The organism is Nocardia sp. NPDC005978 (assembly GCF_040614455.1).
Taxonomy (GTDB): Bacteria; Actinomycetota; Actinomycetes; order Mycobacteriales; family Mycobacteriaceae; genus Nocardia.
On record NZ_JBEXUS010000034.1, the window covers coordinates 20,537 to 40,064 of the forward strand.

Below are 19,528 nucleotides of genomic sequence, written 5' to 3' on the forward strand. Positions count from 1 at the left end.
CTCGCACTCCTCACACACTGAGCTGGGCATACGCCCAGAAAGGTTTACCCGCCCAACTTCCCGCACCGATGTTGCTGAATTGTCACCGCCGCCTTCCGCCGAAATTACCTCGCGTTACGTCCCGCGCTCGGCATGCCCCGAACTCGGCGCCCCCGAACACGAGAACGGCCCGGAATCGAGTGATTCCGGGCCGATCGCGGGGCAGCAGGGCGCTACCGTCCTCCGCTCATCGCATCCGTGCCGGGAGGGGCCACCCGCCCGGGCTCCAGGACGTCAGCGACCACCGCGGCCACCCGGTCGCGGAACGAGGCGGGGCCGAACGACTCCGCGTGGGCTCGAATCACGGACGGGTCGAAGGTCGCCGAGTCGAAACCGGTCATCCGCTGGGCCAGGTGTTCGACGACCTCCTCGTCGGAGCCGGGGGGCACGTACTCGCCGGTCACGCCGGGGCGGACCGTGTCCAGGGCGCCGCCTTCGGACACCGCCAGGACGGGGGTGCCGCAGGCCATCGCTTCCACGGGGACAATGCCGAAATCCTCGATCCCGGGCATCAGCAGGGCGCGGCAGCGGCGGTACATGTCCACCAGGACCTCGTCGGGGGCCGCGCCGAGGAAGGTGGTTTCCGGGCCGGCCAGCTCCTCGAGTTGGCGGCGGAAGCGGCCGTCCCCGACCACCATCAGGCGGCAGCCCGCGCGGCGGGCGGCTCGAATCGCCAGGTCCGGACGTTTGTAGGGCACGAGCCGGCCCGCGAACAAGAAGAAGTCCTCCCGTTCGACGGTGGGATCGAGGGCGAAGCGATCAAGGCGCACGGGCGGATTCACCACCGTCGCGGGTAATCCCCACCAGTCCTGCACCCGCTCGGCGACCGCGTGCGAGTTGGCGATCACCCGGGTCAGGTGCGGGGCCGCGCGCAGCTCGGCGCGCCGGGCGATGTGGCCGAGGCCGGTCAGGGCGAGCTGCCCCGCGCGGCCGCCGCCCTCCTGCGCGCGAAAAGCCCTGTCCCAGGCCCAGCGTGCCGGGCTGTGCACGTACGCCACCACCGGCGCGTCCGTCGCGAACACCGCCTGGGTCGCGAAGGCGTGATGGCTGACGACCACCGCGTCGAACCGGCCGGTCAGGGGCAGCCCGCGGAACGCGCGCGGCGCGAACGGCAGCAGTGGCGCGTGCGATCGGCGGCCGGTCGCGGCGTGCGCGCGGGTGAGCCAGGTGTCCTCGATGTCCCCCCACGGCATCGCCAGGTTGTCGGCGGGCGGCGCGGGCGAGCGGGCGACATCGACGATGGGCGCGAAAACCCGTGCGCCGGGCCAGGTTCGGGTGAACTCCGCGACCACCGCCTCCGAGCCGCCGTACTCGGTGAATCGTTCGTGCACGAGGCCGATCCGCGGCGCGCTCATTCGGCGGCCTGCCCGATGCGCCGCGGTGCGGCGAAGCGGCGGATCGCGGGCGCGGTGGGGCGACCCCGCAGCAGCCCGTCGACCCCGCCCTGATCGAGCGCCCTGCGGTAGATCACCGCGGCGGCCCGGCAGGCCGCCGCGGTCTGATCGATGTCGGCGTCGGTGTGTGCGGCGGACGTGACGAACGATTGCCCGAGCACCCCCCGCTCGAGCATCTCCTGCATGAACAAGGTGCGAAACTCCTGTGCGGGTTGTCCGGAAGCGTCGTTCGTGCGAAAGATCAGGCAGGACGGGCGGCCCGCCACCTGCAGGTGACCGGCGATCCCGGCCTCGGCCGCGACGGCGTTGACGGCGTCGGCCAGGCGACGGCCCGCGTGTTCCATCCGGCCGATGGGATCGGTGGTCGCGTAGGCCCGCACCACCGCCCGGAACGCCGCCAGCCCGGCCGATTCCGCGCCGTGCGTGGTGGAGAGCAGGAAGACCCGGGCCCGCTCGGTACGCAACCCGCCGAGCTCCATGAACTCGCGCTTGCCCGCCAAGGCCGAGATCGGGAACCCGTTGCCCATCGCCTTGCCCCAGCACGAGAGATCCGGGGTGACGCCGTACACCGCCTGGGCGCCACCGGCCGCCCAGCGGAACCCGGTGATGATCTCATCGAAGATCAGCAGTGTGCCGTGCCGATCGCACAGGGCGCGAACACCTTCCAGATACCCGGGTGCGGGTTCGGCCAGCGCCGTGGCCGCCTCCATGATCACGCAGGCCACCTCGCGCCCGGCCAGCAACGCCGCCAGCGCCTCGAGATCGCCGTACTCGAAACGAACGACGTCGCCGGTGTCGGGGATGCCGTCGTTCATCGCGGTCGTGCCGATGAACCAGTCGTCGGTGGAGAAGAACGGCTGATCGCACACCGCCACCGTGGTGCGACCGGTCGCGGCCCGCGCCAATCGCACCGCCGCCGTGGTGACGTCGGAACCGTTCTTGGCGAACTTCACCATGTCCGCTCCCGGCACCAGACTCAGGAAGTCCTCGGCGGCAAGCAGTTCCAGCTCGGTCGGGCGAGAGAAGTTGACCCCGTCCGCGATCGCCGCCGACACCGCCTCGACCACCGGCCGATACCCGTGGCCGAGGCTGACCGAACGCAGGCCCATGCCGTACTCGATGTACTCGTGACCGTCGACGTCCTGTACCCGGCACCCGTTGCCGCGCACCAGCACCGGGGCCATCGCCTCGGGATACTGATCGTCCCCGCGCGCATAGGTGTGCGCGCCGCCGGGCACCAGTTCGTGCAGCCGGGCGCGGGCGGCGGCGCTGGCGGCGAGGTGCGCGTACGACGGGCTCGAAGCGGGCGTCCGCTCCGGCGCGGGCGGGCCGGAGGAAGTGATCATCGGTGCGTGCCTTTCGGATTCAGCATCGGGGCTCGGCGAAAGCTTTGAGATAGCCCGCGCTCTGGCGCAGGTACATCCAGGACCAGAACCGCGGACCGGTGGGCGTGGGGCTGGCGACCATGGTCAGCTCGCCGTCGAAGCACTTGCCGAGGATGTACCGGGCCCGCGAGATGTGCGGGGTGAAGGTCACGACGATGAGGTGCCGCCAGCCGAACCGCGCGGCGCGCCTGCCGACCTCCTGCGCCTCGCCCTGCGTCGTCCAGGGATCGGGCTCGAAACAGCTGACCTGGAAGGCGAAGTGGCCGTCGCAGTACTTGGCCATCTCCGGGTCGTCGGCGCCGGTCGAGCGCGAGATCAGCAGTTGCGGCGCGTATCCGCGCCGGGCCAGCTCGAGGCCGAGGTCGAAGCGCTCGTACGGGGTGCCGCCCAGCACCACGATCGCGTCGGCGGGCCGCAGCGGATCCAGTTGCGGGTGCACGTACACCGGCAGTCCGGCCACCGCGACCGCACCGCACACCGTCACGGCGGCCGCGAGCCGGACCGCCCACCGCCGTCGCCGCCTGCCGGATTCGATCATGCCGGCACCGAACGCTGCCGGGCGCCGGCCTCGACGGTGACCGCCCACAGCTCGTGATCGCCACGAAGCCCGCCGGGCCCGACGATCTCGCGCAGTATGCCCTCCGACGCCATCCCGGCCCGTACCGCGGCCGCGGCCGTCGCCGGGGCGTCCGCCGGCGCGGTCATAGAAAGCCGCAGGACGCCGAACCGCTCGAACGCGGTGTCGATCAGAGCTCGCAGGGCGGTCGCGCCGATATCACCGTCCGGGTCCGGCACCGCGAGGTGAAGATGCACGCGCGCACTGCGATTGAAGCGATCGAGGCCGTACAGCCGGGCCTGCCCGACCGGAACGCCCGCGCGTTCGATCACCAGGATCAGACCCGGATCGGAGGTCAGCCCCGACCAGCCGCGCAGCTGCGTGGTCAGCTCGTGAATCATCGAATGCTCTTTGGGCACAGCCGGTCTACAGACATCGGCCAGCGTGCGACTGCGCAGCACCACGTCCGGCCGCACGCCGGAGGTGATCAGTTCGTTTGTGCCCCTGCGCAACCGCCGCAGTCTGCGCCGCAACCACCCCAGGGCGAAACGCACGACCCCGGCCGCCAGCGCCGCGGGACCCGGCGCGCGCTCGGGTTCCAGGGCGACGAGCCGCTCGACCGGGTTCGCGTCCATGCCGGCGTACTTCTCGATGGTCCGCGCCGCGTACCCGCCCGGCGGCGCGGCCGCCACCGTCGCCACCCAGAGTTCGTGGTCGCGGCGCTCGCCGCCGACATCGAAGTAGCGCGCCATGGTCGCCTCCCGGACCATGCCGCACACGGCGGCCCCGCGCAGCACCGGCGCGTTGTCCGTGGAGATCGGCGCGACGATCCGCTCCAGGCCCAGCTGCTCGAGCGCGAAGTCGATCAGCATGCCCGCGGCCACCGTGGAGACCCCGCGGCGCGCCCGGACCGAGTCCAGCCAGAAGCCCATTTCCGCGCTGCGCGTGCGCCTGTCGATCGACGTCAGCTCGATCTGGCCGGCGAAACAGCCGTCGACCTCGATCACCAGCGCCAGCCGCCGCCCGAGCCGGGTGTACACCACGGCGTCGAGGAACTCACGCACCCAGACCCGCTCGCTGTGCCGGGCGCGCCAGCCGAGCGGCGAAGTGCCCCAGTAGGGTTCGATCAGCCGTTGATCCAGGAGCCGGATCTGCCGCCAGCGCGCGAAGTCCGCCGAGCGCGGCGGCCGCAGCACGATCGTTCCACCCGGCAGGCTCACCGGCCCGATCCGGGTTCGCGACAACGCTTTTCGGCTGCTGATCATCGAGGCGTCACCGCGTCGGCCGCTGCTTGCCGAGCGGGGCCGTGGTGAGCGCGCCCGAGGGCGACACCACCAGCCGCCAGTAGCCGCCCTCCGGATCCTTGAGCACCACCCCGCCGTCGGCGCGATCGGAAAACCAAGCCCCGCTGGACAATATGGCGGACATCGGTGCGCCATCGGGCGCCTGCGCGCGGAAGACATCGGCGTCCCCGGTCGCCTGCGCGATCAACGTTCCCTGTACCGCGGGCACGTTCGCACTGCCCCGGCCGATCACCTGCCAGCCCGGCGGGAAGACCCCGGCGGCGATGTCGGCGGCCGCGCTGGAGATCAGATTGATCGCGGTGCCCTCCGGGCAGCCCGCCGCATCGATCCGCAATTCGATGGGGGTCGAATGCGGGTCCGGATCGAACCGCACGTTCGCCAGATAGGGCTGGCGGCAATGGATCAGGTCGAGGCAGACGCTGCGCGCGGCCACCTTGCAATTGACCATGCCGAACTGGGACGGCCCGCCCGCCCCGCCCGCCTGCCCGATCGACAGCGCGATGTCCGAACCCTCGAACCACACATTGGTCAGCCACCAATCGTTCGATGCGCCGTCCACCCAGAGGTGCTTGTCGGTCGTGCGCGGGTCATTGTCCGAGACGAACTCGACGTTGGTCAGCGCCAGCCCGGCGTTGTGGTCGTTGCCGGTGCCGAGCACGCCGATGCGGTTGTTGGTGAACTTGGACGAGGTCACGTAGTTCTGGATGCAGGAGGTCACCAGCCCGAACCCGAAGTTGTTGATGTCGCAGTTCAGGAAGGCGGTGCCGCCGGTGTTGCCCTCCAGCACCACCCCGCGTTGCGCGGCGTAGCGGGGGAAGTTGTCGCTCAGATGATTTCCGCGAATCACGACCGAGTCGAAGGAGCAGCGGAAGCACTGGAACAGCGACACCGCGGTGGCCGACGGCCCGGTGAGATAGATGCCGAGCCGGGCGAAGCGCACCCGCTGGCGATGCCGAAGCGAGATCAGCGTGGTGTCGGTCTCGCAGAGAATGGTGGTGGCGTCGCCGCCGTCGCCGTAGATCGTGGCGAAGTCCGAGAGTTCGGGCCACCGGGTGACCCGGTACGTGCCCGCGGGCAGGTACAGCACCAGCGGCTCGTCACCGGTCCGGCAGGCCGCGGCGATCGCGGCGGTGTCATCCGCGGTGCCGTCGCCGATCGCGCCGAAATCCCGGACATTGCGGACCGTGCCGCCCGGCGCGGCGGCGCCGGGCCCGGCCGCGGCGCACGCGGCGACCGGCAGGGTGACCGCCGCGCCGAGGGCTCCGGCCAGCATGCGGCGCCGCTGCATTCCCTCGCCCGTCACCTGCGCAGCCCTCCGGTCAGCCGCTCCGCCCACCCGCCGCGCGCGGCGATGGCGATCGTCTGCGGCCGGCTCGCGCCCACCGTTGCCAGCGCGGCCACCGCGCCGTTGACCTCGCCCGAGGTGGTGTGGCCGAGTTCGGCGATCCCGATGGTCCGCCCGCAGCGCGGGCCCACGGTGAGCGCATCCGCGGCGGCGAGCACCGGCGCGACATCGATGAGCACGTCGTCGAACATGTTCTCGAGTTCGGCGAGCAACTTGTCGAACTGTTCCGAGGCCAGCAGATCCGACATGCCCTGATCGGCGGCCCCCAGCGGGATCACCCAGATGCCGCGGTCGGACCAGGACAGCACGCCCTCGGCGGCCGACCGGCCACCGCGCAGCATGTCGACCAGTCCCGCACCGTTGTTCTCCGGCATCAGGCCGGTGCTGCCCTTGCGGGTGGTGTCTGCGTCGATCAGCAGCACGTGCCGCCCGGCGTCGGCCAGCGAACGCGCCAGCCCCACCGCGAGGGACGGCTCGGAGTTCTTCGAAAAGCTGGTCAGCATGGCGGTTTTCACGCGGCTGCCCGCCACGTCCTTGACCAGGCGAGCCCGCACCTGGCGCAGATCGGCCTCGGTTCCGGGGCCGTCGAGCGCGACCGTGCCCAGCACCGGCACCAGCTCCGCCAGTTCCGGCTGCGAGCGCACGCGGCGGTCGAGCCGTTCGAGCAGCAGCGCTCCGCCGCCGCCGAGCAGCAATCCGGCCAGGATGCCGATCATCACGATCCGCGAGGACTGCGGGGAACTGGGCGCGCCGGGCAGCTCCGCGCGGTCCACCACCGCGACCCGGGCGGCCGGAGCGGCGGTCGACTCGATGGTCTCCAATTCGTCCACCAGGGCCCGGAATTGCGCGACGACCTCATCGGCCAGATTGCGCGCCCCGGCGGCGGACGGCGCGGTGACGGTGACGCGCAGCATCGCGGTGGCGGGCGGCGAGGCCACCGTGACCCGTTGCCGCAGTTCCTCCGCCGATCCCCGCAGCCCGAGCTGACCGATCACGCGATCGAGCACCTTGGTGCTGGTGGCGAGCTCGAGGTACGACCGAACCCGCTGCTGGGCGGCCAATCCGCCCTGGTACGAGTCGTTGACCGAGGTACCGGTCGCCATCGACACGTAGACGCTGCTCGACGCGGTGTAGGTGACCGGTGCGGTCTGGAGGTACCCGATCGACCCCAGCACCCCGAGCAGCAGCGCGACGACGACCACGCCCCAGCGCCGCCGGACGACCCGCACGTAATCCACTAGTCCCATAACTCAATTCCTTCGCTTGTCCGCGGCAGCGGATTCGATCGGGCGCGGCGGCGCCGGCGCGCCGATCGACCCTGGTTTTCGTCGCAGCTCTCCCACCAGGAGGTACACCACCCAGATGAGCACCGCTGCCTGCAGAAACTTGCCCAGCGTCTCGGCGGTGCCGAGCACGCCGCGTTCGAAGATGACCGGAAACTCGATCAGCGCGGTCCCGAAGATCACCGGAATCAGCAAGCGCGAGTACAGCGTTCGCTCCCAGGCGAGCAGCAGCAGGAAGGTGCACAGCATCCCGATCACGATGCCGGCGTAGCCGCCGAGCACGTAGCCCTCGTTGACGTTGCCCTCGGCCAGCGACACCGACACCTGGCTCATATCGACCGAGGTGCCGCGCACGTGGTTGGCCCACTCGGTTCCGGACTGCGCCTTCTCCGCGCCGAGCAATTGGGTGGGGACCATGCTCACGAGCACATGGTTCACCACCTGATCGAAGCTGAGCCACGAGTTCGGACCGGTGTAGTAGACGTCCGTGGCGGCCTCGAGCAGATCGAAACGGCGCAGCAGGCTGAGGAAGGGCTGCACGGCCGGCGGGTAGCCCGAATCGGTCAGCGCCGCTTCCGCTTTCGAGTAGTCGGTGGCCTTGAGCGACTGCAGCCAGCCGAACGCGCCGATACCCGCGACCGACACCGCCGCGATCGAGACCAGTTTCGTCCGCGTCCACCCTTCCAGCCCGAACCGCACCGCGATCGCGAGCGCCGCCCCGAGCACCGGGGTCTTGGACTGGATCGCGGTGGTCCACCACAGCTCCCCGAGCAGCAGCACCCCGACCACCAGCAGGGTGGTCCGGTTGCTCTCCGATCGCATGAACACGATCAGGCCCAGCGCGCCGACGGTCGCCATGGTCGTGAGCAAACTCAATACGGGACTGGCGCTCTCGACCTCGCCCGCTCTACCGGCCGCGCCGGTGGCGACGCTCGCCAGCCGGGCCAGGGTGCCGAGCAGATACAGCACGCACAACGTCGGCAGGAAGTTCGGATCCCGGGTGATCACCACCGTGCGCTCGGGCCGCGACCTGCGCCGGGCCCAGATCGCGAAGGCGACGACGAACCCCGCGTACACCCACATCCCGAACACCACGGGGCGCAGCACCAGCGCGAGTCCGATGTCGTAGCCGATGCGCGCCAGTCGCGGATCGGCCACGTTGTCGCCGAAGCTGGGCTCGGGCCGCACCACCAGCAGCACCAGCGGCCGGGCCACGTACGACATCGTCCAGTACACCGCCTGCGCCACCAGCAGCACCTGGGCAACGCCGCCCACCCGCCCGGCCGCCACGACGATGGTGAGCAGCGCCAGCGCGATGAGCGCGATCGTGACACTCGCGCTCAGCACGAGATCTCCTGTCCCGCGGTGCTATCCGATCGCATCGATGATCTCCCGCGCCCGGTCGGCGTACCGATGCCCGCCCTTGGTGATGGTCCGATAGCCGGCCTCGGCCACGCGCGCCGCGGGACCGGGGTTGGCCGCGCACCACTCCAGGATCTCGTCGAGCTCATCGCGATCGGAGAACAGGAACGCCTCGGTGCGATCGGCGAGGAGTTCGGAGTGCTCGGCGGTGCGCTCGCCGACGAAAAGCCCACCCGCCGCGGGGACTTCGAAGGTACGGCAGGTGTGCGTATCGCGATTGTCGGAGTTCAGGAAGACCAGGTTGGCGGTGATGGAGGCGACCGCTATGGAGAACTGCTCGCCGTAGACCGGACCCGACAGCTTGGCCCGCGTGCTGCGCAACTGCCGAACCTGTTGCCAGCCGGGTCCGCTCACCATCATCTGCGCGCCGTACGTCCGGGCCAGGGAGACCACGCTGTCGCGCCGGTCCGGGCGGCACGCCCCGATGAACCCGGTCAGGAACTGGCGCGACCCGCGGCGCGCGCACCGATGGTGCCACGCCGGATCGTAGGCGCTGCGCACGAACAGGGTCTCGCGCGCCCCGCGGGCGAGCAGCTCCGGCATGTTGTGCCGTTTGGTGGTGACGATCAGATCCCACTGCGACTCGAGCGCAAGGTATTCCGGGGTGATGTTGACCGGGTTGGACACGTCGTCCGGGCTGTAGTGCACGTGCAACCGAGCGGGCGTCGCCAGCAGCCGGCTCTGATCGAGATGCACCCCCTTGAACACGAACACCATGTCGGGATGCAGTTCGGCGGCCGCGCGCTCGATGCGAGCGTGCACCTGGTCGACCACCTGCGGCGCGCGCCGGTCGGCCACCTTGGAGTAGAGCCAGGACGGCGACAACCGCGGCGGCAGCGTCACGGGGGTGGAGTCGACGACCAGAACCTCGTGCCCCGCATGCCGAAAGCCCTCGGCGAGCGAGCGCGCGTTGCTGCCGAGCCAGTCGTCTCCTACGAACAGAATCCTCATCGTCTTTCCTTCCGAACCACCGGCAGCAAGGTTGTGACCTGGGTGGCGTTCGCCAGATCGCGCACGAACAGCCAGCGCATCCGCACGATGTACCAGCACGCGACGGCGAATTCGGCCAGGACGATGCCCCAGACCAGCGCCCACAGCGAGTGCGACCACGCCGCCACGCCCAGCGCGAGCGCGGCGACCGCGGTCCCGATGAACCCGCCGACGAGCACGCCCGCGGAGTCCTGGCGCACGGGCAGCACCGCGGTCGTGATGAACGAGGTGATGGTCGTCGCGGGCAGGATCAGCACCTCGGCCCGCAGCACGGTCACCGCCTCGGCGAACTCGTCACCGAAGATCAGATGAATGAGCAGGGGCGCGGCGGCCCAGGCCATGGCCGCCACCAGGACCGCCAGCCCCACGCAGGCCGCCAGCGTCCAGCTCGAATCGCGCCAGAACCCGCGGTGCGTGCGCCGCGCCATGCGCGGCAGCAGCGCGAAACCGATGGGGTCCAACAGCGATTGGACCGCGCGCACCAGCCGATCGGCCGCGGAGAAGAGCCCGAGCGAAGCCGCGTTGAGCACCACGCCGTACGCCGCCGCCGCGCCCTGGCCGTAGCTGGTCACCAGCAGCCGGGAGGTCAGCACCGGCCCGCCGATCCGCAGCAGCGCGCGGACCTTGCGGGGCCGCCCCGGCGGCCCGAACCGGCGCCAGGTGTCGAACCAGGTCAGGCCGACACTCACCACCGCGGAGGCCAGCAGGCAGAGCATGGCCATCGACGCGTTCGGAAAGTGCGGCAGCACCAGGATCAACAGCAGCAGGTAGCCCACCCGGGCCACCCCCTGGTACACGACCGACGCGCCGAATCGGCCCTGCCCGATCAGGACCCAGTCCTCGGACATGGACCAGAAGCCGCCGACGAACAGGCCCAGGAAGATCATGTGCAGGTGTTCGGGCGCTCCGGCGAGCAGGCTCCCCGCCAGCGCCACGGCCAGCACGCCCAGGATCGCGCCGCGAATGACGAGGTAGGTGCCCCGAAGCTCGTTGACGTGCATGACATTCGGGCGCGGGCCCTGCACCCGGGCGGAGATGTACGAGGTGATGCCCAGGTCCACCAGGAGCGATCCGATGAAGTACGCGGCCATGCCGACCGCGAGCGTGCCGAGTCCCTCCGCACCGAGCACCCGCGCGATCAACGGCAGCGTCGCCACCGTGACCAGGTACTGGCCGTACTTGCCGATGCTGACCAGGCCGATATCGCGCAGGACGCCGAAGATCTCGCGCCCGGAGCCCGCCTCCGCGACGGCGGGGGCCGCCTTGCGATGGCGGCCCTGGTATCCGCGAGCCCGCTGCCCCCGGTTCGCCGGCTCGTTCACGAGACCGCGCTCCGCCGTGCCGATCCCGCGGTCACCGCGGTCAACACCTCGGCGACGGCGGCCGCCGTCGCGTCGATCCCGAACTCCCGGGCGCGAATTCGCGCCGAACCGGCGAGCCGGGTGCGCAGCTCGGGATCGGCGATCAGCTGATCCAGGATCCGCGCGAGCGCGGCGGCGTCGCCGCCGTCGACCAGAAATCCGTCGACACCCGGCCGGATGATCTCCAGCGGCCCACCGGCACGCGCGGCGATCACCGCACAACCCGCCTGCATGCCCTCGACCACGACCTGCCCGAACGGCTCGGCCAGCACCGAGCAGTGCACGAAGATGTCCGCCGCGCGCATGTACGCCGTCGGATCCTCGACGTGGCCGACGAATTCCACCGGCAGCGCGAGCTCATCGGACAGGGCCACCAACTCGTCCCGGTAGGACTCCTCCCCGAAAAACGTTCCGCCCACGATGTATACCGTGCGCGGCCGGTGCCGGGCGGCCGCGAGTGCGCGCAGCAGCACGTCCTGGCCCTTCCAAGGGCACAGCCTCCCGACGACCGCGACCACCGTGTCCCGTGGCGCGCGTTGCGGTGCGCGGTCGTCGTCCGGCGCGGTGACCGGTTCGACGCCCGGATAGGCCACGACGGCGGCCCGGCGCCAGGTGAACAGCGAGCCCAGTGTCGCTCGGCTGTTGGCGATCACGCCCCGTGCGAGCAACCAGCCCAGCAGCCGGACCACCACCGCGAGCACCCGCCCGAAGTATTCGCGCGACACCAGGTCGTGCACCTGCCACACCAGCGGGATCCGGGCGCGGCCGGCGGCGACCGCGCCCATCAGCAGCGCCTTGGTGCTCTCCGCGACCAGAACGTCGGCCCGGCGCTCGCGCAGGACGCCCCCGAGGGTCCAGCCGAGTTTCAGCAGTGCCACGCCACCGGCGAGCAGACCGCCCGCCCCGCTGTCGGCGATGGTCATCGAGCGACTGTCGAAAGTGTTGCGCTGCACCGTGACCGGGATGCCGCGGGCGCGCACGCGCTCGACCATCGGACCGTCCTCGGTCACCAGCAGTTCGACCTCGAACGGGGCGCCGGGGCGATCCCGCAGGGCCGACAGCAGGCGCAGCGTCGCGAGTTCGGCGCCTGAGGGCGCCGCGGTGTGCGCGAGGAATACCGCCCGGGTCATCGCGCCAGCTCCGCGTACAGCGCGAGATGCCGCGACGCCGCCGCATCCCAGGAGAACGTCTCGGCGTGCGCCCGGCACCGTGCGAGATCCGGGACCGCGCCGTCGAGCGCGGCCACGATGCGCGCGGCCAGCGGTTCCACCTCGCCCGCGGGGACGATGAGGGTCGGATCGAGCCCGCGGACCGAATCCGGCAGGCCCCCACAGTCGGTCACGATCGGCGCGCGGCCCGCGGCGAGCGATTCGAGCGCGATGAGGCCGAAGCCTTCCAGCGCGACCGAGGGGACGACCGTCAGCTCCGCCCGGGCATACAGCTCGGTCAGTCGCTCGTCGGTGGCCCAGCCCTCGAACGTCACGGTGCCCGCGATGCCGGAATCCCCGGCCAGTTCGCGGAGTTCGGGTTCCGCACTCCCGGTGCCGACGATGACCAGGCGCGCCTCGGGGCAGGCGGCGAGCACGGCGGGCCAGGCGCGCAGCAGCCTGTCGATGCCCATGCGGCGTTCGAGCCTGCGCACGCACAGCACCGTGCGAGTCGACGCGCCCGGTACGGGCGCGCCCGGCCGGAATCGATCCAGATCGACGCCCGGCGGAATCACCGAGATCCGGTCCGGGCGCACCCGGTAGTCCGCGACGAGCAGATCCCGGAACTGCTCGGACAGCACGACGAATCTATCGGCGCCGAGCCCGCGCAGCCGTTCGACGGCGAACTTCGCGCGCGCGGCGAGTTCGCCAGAACCCGCCAGCCTGCTCTCGGCGGCCCAGGGTCCGTGGAAATGGATCACCAGCGGATGCCGCCCGCGCACACCGATCGCGGGCCGGCCGTAGAGCGCGAAATGCCGGTCCAGCACGGTGCCGCGCGGCAGTCGAGCGCCCGCGGCGAACGCGGTCGCCGCCCGGTGGGCCGTCGACCCGCCGATCGGTCCCCACGAATGCCCGCCCGCCGGCGGATCGCCGAAGGCGCTCGCCGACACCGTCGCTTCCGGCCGCGGCGCCAGGGCCTGGAACAGATCGGTGAAGTACCGGTTCAATCCGCCCGGCGCGGCGTCGAACCACTCGGATCCGCTCAGGTGCACCCTGGTCCGCACGTCGCTCATCCGCGCTCCCGCAGCACGCGAGCAGCGCTCATCGCGGTCCGGATCCGCAGGCGGTTCATCGCGTCCCGCGCCAGTCGCCAATCGCCGGCCAGCACGTCCGCGGGGGCGAGATGGCGTGGGAGATCGCGGGCTATGCGGTGATGGAAGCGGAAGGTCTCGGTGAGCTTGCTGATCGTGGAGGTGCGGCTGCACAGGTTGAACGGCGAATCACGCCAGGCAGCCGCGATCTCCGAACTGCCGAAGAAGGTCCCGAACTGGCCGACGCGCGCGAAAAGGTCTACGTCCATGGGGAATACGAGATCGCCGCGAATCCCGCCGACCCGATCGAAGTGCTCACGCCGGAACATCGCGGCGGCGGTGGGGCCGAATTCGGCGGGGCCGTACCTGACGATGGTGCGCACCAGCTCGCGCGCCGTGCGGTGGCCGTGCAGGCCGGGCAGGCCGAGACCGCTCTCGAGCAGCGCGCCGGTCGAGTCGATCACCTGAAACTTGGCCGAGCTGAGCGCCACGCCCGGATCCGCCATGACCTCGAGCTGCGCCGCGAGCGAGCCGGGCAGGATGACGTCGTCGGCGCACACGACCTTGACCAGTCGCCCGGTGGAGAGCCGGATCGCCTTGTTCCAGTTGTCGCCGATGGCCAGCGTCTCGTCGTTGCGGACGATGCGCAGCCGCGGGTCGTCGAAAGCGGCTGCGATATCGGCCGTCTCGTCCGAACTCGCGTTATCCAGAACCAGCAGCTCGAAATCGACGTTCTGATCCAGCACCGAGCGCAGTGTCGTTTCCAGAGTGCGCCCGGCATTGTAGGCGGGAACACACACGGACAGGCTGACCACATTTACTCCTCGGCAGGCCACTTGAATGCGCGCCGGGAAATGCACGAACGCGAAGCGGAACTATGTCGTGGCGAACAAGAAGGCGAACTCACACGGCCCACGAACGGCCGCGAGCAGTCACTACATCGCCGGGTGAGTCGCGGACCGTTACAGAGGAACGATCTCCGGTTAATCCGAGCGAACCGGGACGACTTCCGCGCTCGGCAATTCGAGTGACCGCATCGATCCCAACAGCGGCGACCGACCTTCCGCTCACCTCGAAAGTACCGCTCACCAGCGGTGATTCAGCACGGACCATAGCGGCACGAAAACGCTGTGCATCACCCCGCGCAACCACAATATTCCTCATCAGTTGACAATCCAGCTGCGATCCATTGCGCCGAATGAATGCCCGGCCGTTCGACGGTATAGATACGTCCCAGTGCAGGGGAACTTCCCAAACCTCTTCGTGATCGATGTCACATTCGGCGTTCATCGCGAATGTCCGTGCAACGTAGTCCGATTCGCAATGTCGTGCGGTTCGGCGCCGTCGAGAATCCATCTGCCATTCAATTCGGGGTACTGTTCGGTAACCTCGGCGAGGAGATCCGGAACGGTCAGCAGCACCCGATCCGGATCGGCCGCGACGAGTTCGCCCGGCGCGATGATCGGGATATCCGTGCCCGGCATTCGCCGCCCCCATTTCGCGGGCGACGCGTCGGCCACGCCCGCGAGCAGTCCGCGATGCAGGCCCGCGCGGCAGAACAACCCGACCGCCCGCGACGCCGCGCCGTACGCGAATACCGTTCGGCCGGCGGCGGATTCCCGCTCCAGCCGAGTGCGCAGCGCCAGCGCGTGCGCGTCGGCCGCGCGCTGGAGACCGCGTACCGCGTCGAGATCGGTCGCCGCCGCCTCGGCCGCGGCGATGCGACGCACCGACTCGCCGGGGGCGGCGGCACCGTGCACGGCGGCGAGCAGGACCGTGCCGCCGTAGAGATCGAACTCCCACGCGTGCGCCACGCTCATGCCGGCGGCGCCGAGCAGCCCGCTCAGGACCGGCAGGGTGTAGTAGCCGAAATGGCCGTGGCGCAGCGCGTTCCACTGCCCGAGCCGGACGATCGCGCGCAGCGAGTGATACTGCAGCAGCAACACCCCGTCCGGTCCCACCGCCGCCGCGCGCCGGGCGAAGGCGGCGCGCTGGTCCGGCTCGTGCATGATGCCGAAGCAGTCGATCACGAGATCCGCGCGGGACTCGGTGATCTCGAAACCGCGCTCGGTGAGCAGCGGCAGCCAGCTGCCGCCGTGCGGGCTGCCGAACTCCCGTGCCGTCGAACCGCGCAGCAGACCCGAGTCGGCCACGCGCGCAACGGCATCGGCGGCCTGATCCCGCAGCGCCCGCGGTTCGACGCCGCGCGGCTCGCGCGTCACGGTGTCATCCCGCGCGAGCTGCGCCAGACCGCACTCAGCGCAGCGGAGCATCGCCAGCGGATGCGCGGTCTCGGCGGGATCGACGGGGGTGCCCGCCGGCGGGAAATCGTCCGCGGCCGCCACCGTACCGAGATCGAGCACCGGCGCGAGATCCGTTCCCGCACAACCGCGGCAGCGTGCCGCCTCCCCCGGGCGCGACGACCTCACGGCGGCGTCACGCGACGACGCGGCGCAGCGCGTCATCGAGCAGGCCCTGCTCGCGCAGCACCCGCAAGCGGGAGAGCCGCACGAAGCTGTCGAAGAAGCCGTCGGCCGTCAGCTCCCGGGCCCGGTACTCCCGGTACAGCTCCTGCGCGCCCTCCGGAACACCGATGCGCGCTTCGAATCCCAGCCCCTCGCGCGCGGCCGAGAAGTCGACGCGATAGGACCGCGGATCCGCGCCGTGCTCGCCGGTGATCACCAGTCGCGCACCGGGCACCACCTCGACCACCGCCGCGGCGATCTGCGCCACCGTCAGGTTGTTCGCCTCGGTGCCGATGTTGTACGCCCGGCAGTGAATCGCGTCGATCGGGGCGACCAGGCAGGTCGCGAAGGCGTCCGCGATGTCGACGGCGTGCACGAGCGGACGCCACGGCGTGCCGTCCGACAGCACCCGGACCTCATCGGTCAGCACGGCGTAGCCGACCAGGTTGTTGAGCACGATGTCGGCTCGCAGCCGCGGGGAGAAGCCGAAAGCCGTCGCGTTGCGCAGGAAGACCGGGGAGAAGCCGTCATCGGCCAGCGCCGCGACGTCGTCCTCGACCCGGACCTTGCTCTCGGCGTACGGCGTCAGCGGCCGCAGCGGCGCGCTCTCGCTCACCGGCGCGTCACCCGCGGCGCCGTAGACCGAACAGGTCGAGGCGTACAGGAACCGGCGTACGCCCGCCGCTTTGGCGAGCACGGCCAGCCGCACCGACGCGTGGTGATTGATGTCGTGGGTGACCTGCGGCACCAGCGCGCCCAGCGGATCGTTGGACAGCGCCGCCAGGTGGATCACCGCGTCGAATCCGGCGAGCTGCTCCGCGCGGACGTCGCGGAGGTCGACCCGTAGCCCGGGCGGATCCTGCGGCGCCGCACCGAGAACGCACTCCGCGAACAGACCCGAGTCCAGGCCGACGACCTCGTGGCCGGCCTCGATCAACCGGGGCACCATGACCGTGCCCAGATAACCCTGGTGACCGGTGACCAGTACCCGCATCGCTACGAACCTCCGAAGGTGATGGTGGCCTTGTCCAGCACAAAGCCCTCGGCATATGGTGCGCGGCACTGGATTCCGCGCAGTCGCGCCAGACCGAGGAACGCCTCGTCGTCGAACCAGTCCCGATCCGCCTGCGACGGGTAGCACTGCGCCAGCAGGCGGGCCTTGATGCGGGCCACCTCCGGCTCGAGCGGATGCAGGACCGTCGGGCGCGGGGTGTCGGTCTCCCATTTGAGGATCTCGTACCCCAGCACGAGATGGTCGCGGAACTCGGTCGGCGTCAGCTCGGCGAGCAGCCGATGGTCCTGGTGCGCGTCCTTCCGCTGCGGCGCGAACACGAGATCCGGATTCGTGGATCGCCGAAACTCGTTCAGCGCGTTCTTGACCCGGTCCCAGCACGCCGGGGCGCGACCGTCGGGGATGTCCAGCACGGTGACTGCGAGGTCGGCGTCCGGGCAGAACGCGCGCAGCGCGGCGCGCTCCTCGGTCTCGCGCTCGGTGTCCCGGCCCGAGAGCACCAGCGCCCGGACCCGCAGCCCCGCGTGCCGCCGGGCCAGCGTCAGCAGGGTCCCGCCCATGCCGATCGCGATGTCGTCGCAGTGCGCGCCGAGCACGGCGATCTCGCTGACCGGACCGGAGTCGAGCGCGATCACGCCGAGCGCTCCCAGACCATCCAGGGCCGATTGCCGTCCCGGTACCCGGCGTCGAGTTCGGCGCGCTCCTTGAAGGTGTCGGCCGGCTTCCAGAACCCCGGATGCTGATACCCGAACAACCTGCCCTGATCGGCCAATACGGCGCAGGCGTCCTCGACCAGATCGCCACCCGGCGGCAGCAGATCGAAGATCTCCTGGCTCAGCACGAAGTAGCCGCCGTTCTCCCACACGGGCAGCTGCGACACCGGCGTGATGGCCTTGACCGCACCATCCGGGTTCAGATCCACGCAGTGGAAGGACGACTGCGGCGGGACCGCCATCAGCGCCGCCGCCGCGCCGGACTGCCGGAACTGCTCGATCATCTCGTCCAGCGGAGCGTCGGTCAGCACGTCGGAGTAGTTGGCGAGGAAGTACTCCTCACCTTCCAGATGCGGGCGCACGCGCCGAAGTCGTTCCCCGATAGCCGATTCGACGCCGGTGTCCACGAAGGTGATCGTCCAGTCGCTGATGTCGGACTGGAGCAGCTCCACCTCGCCGCCGCGCAGCACGAAGTCGTTGGACATCGTCTCGCGATAGGTCAGGAAGTAGTCCTTGATGTGTTGCGCGCCGTAGCCCAGGCACAGGATGAAGTCACGGTGCCCGAAGTGCGCGTAGTACCGCATCACGTGCCAGATGAGCGGACGCGGCCCGACCAGCTGCATCGGCTTGGGGATCGGGTCGCCCGACCCGCCGCGCATGCGCATGCCGTAGCCGCCGCAGAACAGCACAACCTTCATGACACTCTGCTCTCGATCTCGTTCGGGTGCACCACGCGCAGCGTCGGCAGCGGATAGACCAGGACGCCGCCCCACTCTCCGACGTACCGCAGTTGCTCGGTGAGTTCGGTTTCCAGGTTCCAGGGCAGCACCAGCACGACGTCGGGCCGGTCGGCCTCGATCCGGTCCGGCGCGTGGATGGGAATCCGGGTTCCCGGGGTGAATTTGCCGTGCTTGTAGGGGCTTCGGTCCACGATGTACTCGAGCAGGTCGCTGCGGATTCCGCAGTAGTTGAGCAGGGTGTTGCCCTTGCCCGGGGCGCCGTATCCGACCACCCGCTTCCCGAGAGCGCGCTGCTCGAGCAGGAAGCCGAGCAGTTCCGCCCGGACCGTCTCCGCGGCCGCGCGCATGTCCGCGTAGCCGCCGGCCGCGTGCAGTCCGGCCTCGGCCTCGGCCGCCAGCACCCGCGCGACATCGCCGGAGACCGGCCGCGCGGAATCGGCTGTGGCCCATACCCGCAACGATCCGCCGTGGGTGCCGAGCAGCTCTACGTCCACCACCGTCAACCCCGCCTCCCGCAGCGCGCGCTGCGCCGAAGCCAGGGTGTAGTACTGGAAATGCTCGTGATAGATGGTGTCGAACTGCCCGTGCCGCACCAGGTTCAGCGCATGGTGCACCTCGATGGACACCGTGCCCGAGTCGGCCAGCAGGCCGCGCAGCGCGCGGGCGAAGCCGAGGATGTCGGGGATGTGGGCGAAGACGTTGTTGGCCACGACGAGATCGGCCGGACCGTGTTCGGCGCGGACGCGTGCGGCCAGGTCCTCATCGAGGAACGCGGTGACGGTCGGCACGTTCTTGGCCAGCGCGGCCGCGCCGACGTTGACCGAGGGTTCGATCCCCAGGCACCGCAGACCGCGGGCGACGGCGTGTTGCAGCAGGTAGCCGTCGTTGCTGGCGACCTCCACGACGAACGACTCCGGCCCCAGATCCAGGCGCTCGACCGCCGCCGTCACGAACTCGGCGGCGTGGCGGACCCAGCTGTCCGAGTACGAGGAGAAGTAGGCGTATTCGGTGAATGTCTCTTCCGGGGTTATCAGCGCGGGCAGTTGCAGCAGCAGGCACTCGTCGCACAATCGCAGATGCAGCGGATAGGTCACCTCGGGCAGGTCGAGATCGCCGACCGAGAGAAACTTCTCACAGGGCGGCGTCGCGCCCAGATCCAGCACGCTCGCTATTCGTTCGGAATTGCACAGTCGACAACGCATAAAGCTCCAGCCCCACCGATTCCAACAGACCGATGACAGCCGGCTGCACGATCCACATCTCATTGCTCCGCGATTACG

The 19,528-nt window shown here is 70.4% G+C and carries 17 protein-coding genes; all 17 read right to left on the bottom strand.

Annotated elements, in window-relative coordinates:
* Positions 1-212: 212 nt before the first annotated feature.
* Entirely contained in the window at positions 213-1,394 is a 1,182-nt protein-coding gene (locus tag ABZ319_RS17590) for a glycosyltransferase (RefSeq protein ID WP_354987463.1), read from the bottom strand.
* On the bottom strand, positions 1,391-2,779 hold the full coding sequence (locus ABZ319_RS17595) for a glutamate-1-semialdehyde 2,1-aminomutase (RefSeq protein WP_354987464.1): 1,389 nt from the start codon (positions 2,777-2,779) through the stop codon (positions 1,391-1,393). The genes ABZ319_RS17590 and ABZ319_RS17595 overlap by 4 nt, the downstream gene beginning before the upstream one ends.
* 19 nt (positions 2,780-2,798) lie before the next feature.
* Positions 2,799-3,356 carry a YdcF family protein gene (locus ABZ319_RS17600; protein ID WP_354987465.1) on the bottom strand — a complete coding sequence of 186 codons (558 nt, stop codon included), beginning with the start codon at positions 3,354-3,356 and terminating at the stop codon, positions 2,799-2,801.
* A complete protein-coding gene (locus ABZ319_RS17605) occupies positions 3,353-4,594 on the bottom strand; it encodes a GNAT family protein (protein WP_354987466.1) in 1,242 nt (413 codons plus the stop codon). Before ABZ319_RS17605 ends, ABZ319_RS17600 begins: the two co-directional genes overlap by 4 nt.
* 52 nt (positions 4,595-4,646) lie before the next feature.
* Positions 4,647-5,981 carry a glycosyl hydrolase family 28-related protein gene (locus tag ABZ319_RS17610; protein WP_354987467.1) on the bottom strand — a complete coding sequence of 445 codons (1,335 nt, stop codon included), beginning with the start codon at positions 5,979-5,981 and terminating at the stop codon, positions 4,647-4,649.
* Positions 5,978-7,270 (bottom strand): Wzz/FepE/Etk N-terminal domain-containing protein, encoded by a 1,293-nt coding sequence (locus ABZ319_RS17615; RefSeq protein WP_354987468.1) that lies wholly within the window; start codon positions 7,268-7,270, stop codon positions 5,978-5,980. The genes ABZ319_RS17610 and ABZ319_RS17615 overlap by 4 nt, the downstream gene beginning before the upstream one ends.
* A 3-nt stretch (positions 7,271-7,273) precedes the next feature.
* Positions 7,274-8,653 carry a hypothetical protein gene (locus tag ABZ319_RS17620; RefSeq protein ID WP_354987469.1) on the bottom strand — a complete coding sequence of 460 codons (1,380 nt, stop codon included), beginning with the start codon at positions 8,651-8,653 and terminating at the stop codon, positions 7,274-7,276.
* 21 nt (positions 8,654-8,674) lie between these two features.
* Complete coding sequence (locus ABZ319_RS17625; protein ID WP_354987470.1) at positions 8,675-9,679, bottom strand: glycosyltransferase; 1,005 nt, start codon at positions 9,677-9,679, stop codon at positions 8,675-8,677.
* Positions 9,676-10,941 carry an oligosaccharide flippase family protein gene (locus tag ABZ319_RS17630; protein WP_354987505.1) on the bottom strand — a complete coding sequence of 422 codons (1,266 nt, stop codon included), beginning with the start codon at positions 10,939-10,941 and terminating at the stop codon, positions 9,676-9,678. Before ABZ319_RS17630 ends, ABZ319_RS17625 begins: the two co-directional genes overlap by 4 nt.
* A gap of 95 nt (positions 10,942-11,036) precedes the next feature.
* On the bottom strand, positions 11,037-12,209 hold the full coding sequence (locus ABZ319_RS17635) for a glycosyltransferase family 4 protein (RefSeq protein ID WP_354987471.1): 1,173 nt from the start codon (positions 12,207-12,209) through the stop codon (positions 11,037-11,039).
* Complete coding sequence (locus tag ABZ319_RS17640) at positions 12,206-13,279, bottom strand: glycosyltransferase family 4 protein (RefSeq protein WP_354987506.1); 1,074 nt, start codon at positions 13,277-13,279, stop codon at positions 12,206-12,208. The genes ABZ319_RS17635 and ABZ319_RS17640 overlap by 4 nt, the downstream gene beginning before the upstream one ends.
* 17 nt (positions 13,280-13,296) lie before the next feature.
* Positions 13,297-14,133 (bottom strand): glycosyltransferase, encoded by an 837-nt coding sequence (locus ABZ319_RS17645; RefSeq protein WP_354987472.1) that lies wholly within the window; start codon positions 14,131-14,133, stop codon positions 13,297-13,299.
* A gap of 471 nt (positions 14,134-14,604) precedes the next feature.
* A complete protein-coding gene (locus tag ABZ319_RS17650) occupies positions 14,605-15,783 on the bottom strand; it encodes a methyltransferase domain-containing protein (RefSeq protein WP_354987473.1) in 1,179 nt (392 codons plus the stop codon).
* The gene (locus ABZ319_RS17655) at positions 15,755-16,777 is read right to left on the bottom strand and encodes an SDR family oxidoreductase (protein WP_354987474.1); all 1,023 of its coding nucleotides are present in this window, start codon (positions 16,775-16,777) and stop codon (positions 15,755-15,757) included. The genes ABZ319_RS17650 and ABZ319_RS17655 overlap by 29 nt, the downstream gene beginning before the upstream one ends.
* Before the next feature lie 2 nt (positions 16,778-16,779).
* Complete coding sequence (locus ABZ319_RS17660; protein WP_354987475.1) at positions 16,780-17,430, bottom strand: PIG-L family deacetylase; 651 nt, start codon at positions 17,428-17,430, stop codon at positions 16,780-16,782.
* Positions 17,427-18,206 carry a glucose-1-phosphate cytidylyltransferase gene (locus ABZ319_RS17665; RefSeq protein ID WP_354987476.1) on the bottom strand — a complete coding sequence of 260 codons (780 nt, stop codon included), beginning with the start codon at positions 18,204-18,206 and terminating at the stop codon, positions 17,427-17,429. Before ABZ319_RS17665 ends, ABZ319_RS17660 begins: the two co-directional genes overlap by 4 nt.
* Positions 18,203-19,450, bottom strand: coding sequence for a class I SAM-dependent methyltransferase (locus ABZ319_RS17670; RefSeq protein WP_354987477.1), 1,248 nt, complete (start codon positions 19,448-19,450; stop codon positions 18,203-18,205). Before ABZ319_RS17670 ends, ABZ319_RS17665 begins: the two co-directional genes overlap by 4 nt.
* Positions 19,451-19,528 lie beyond the last annotated feature (78 nt).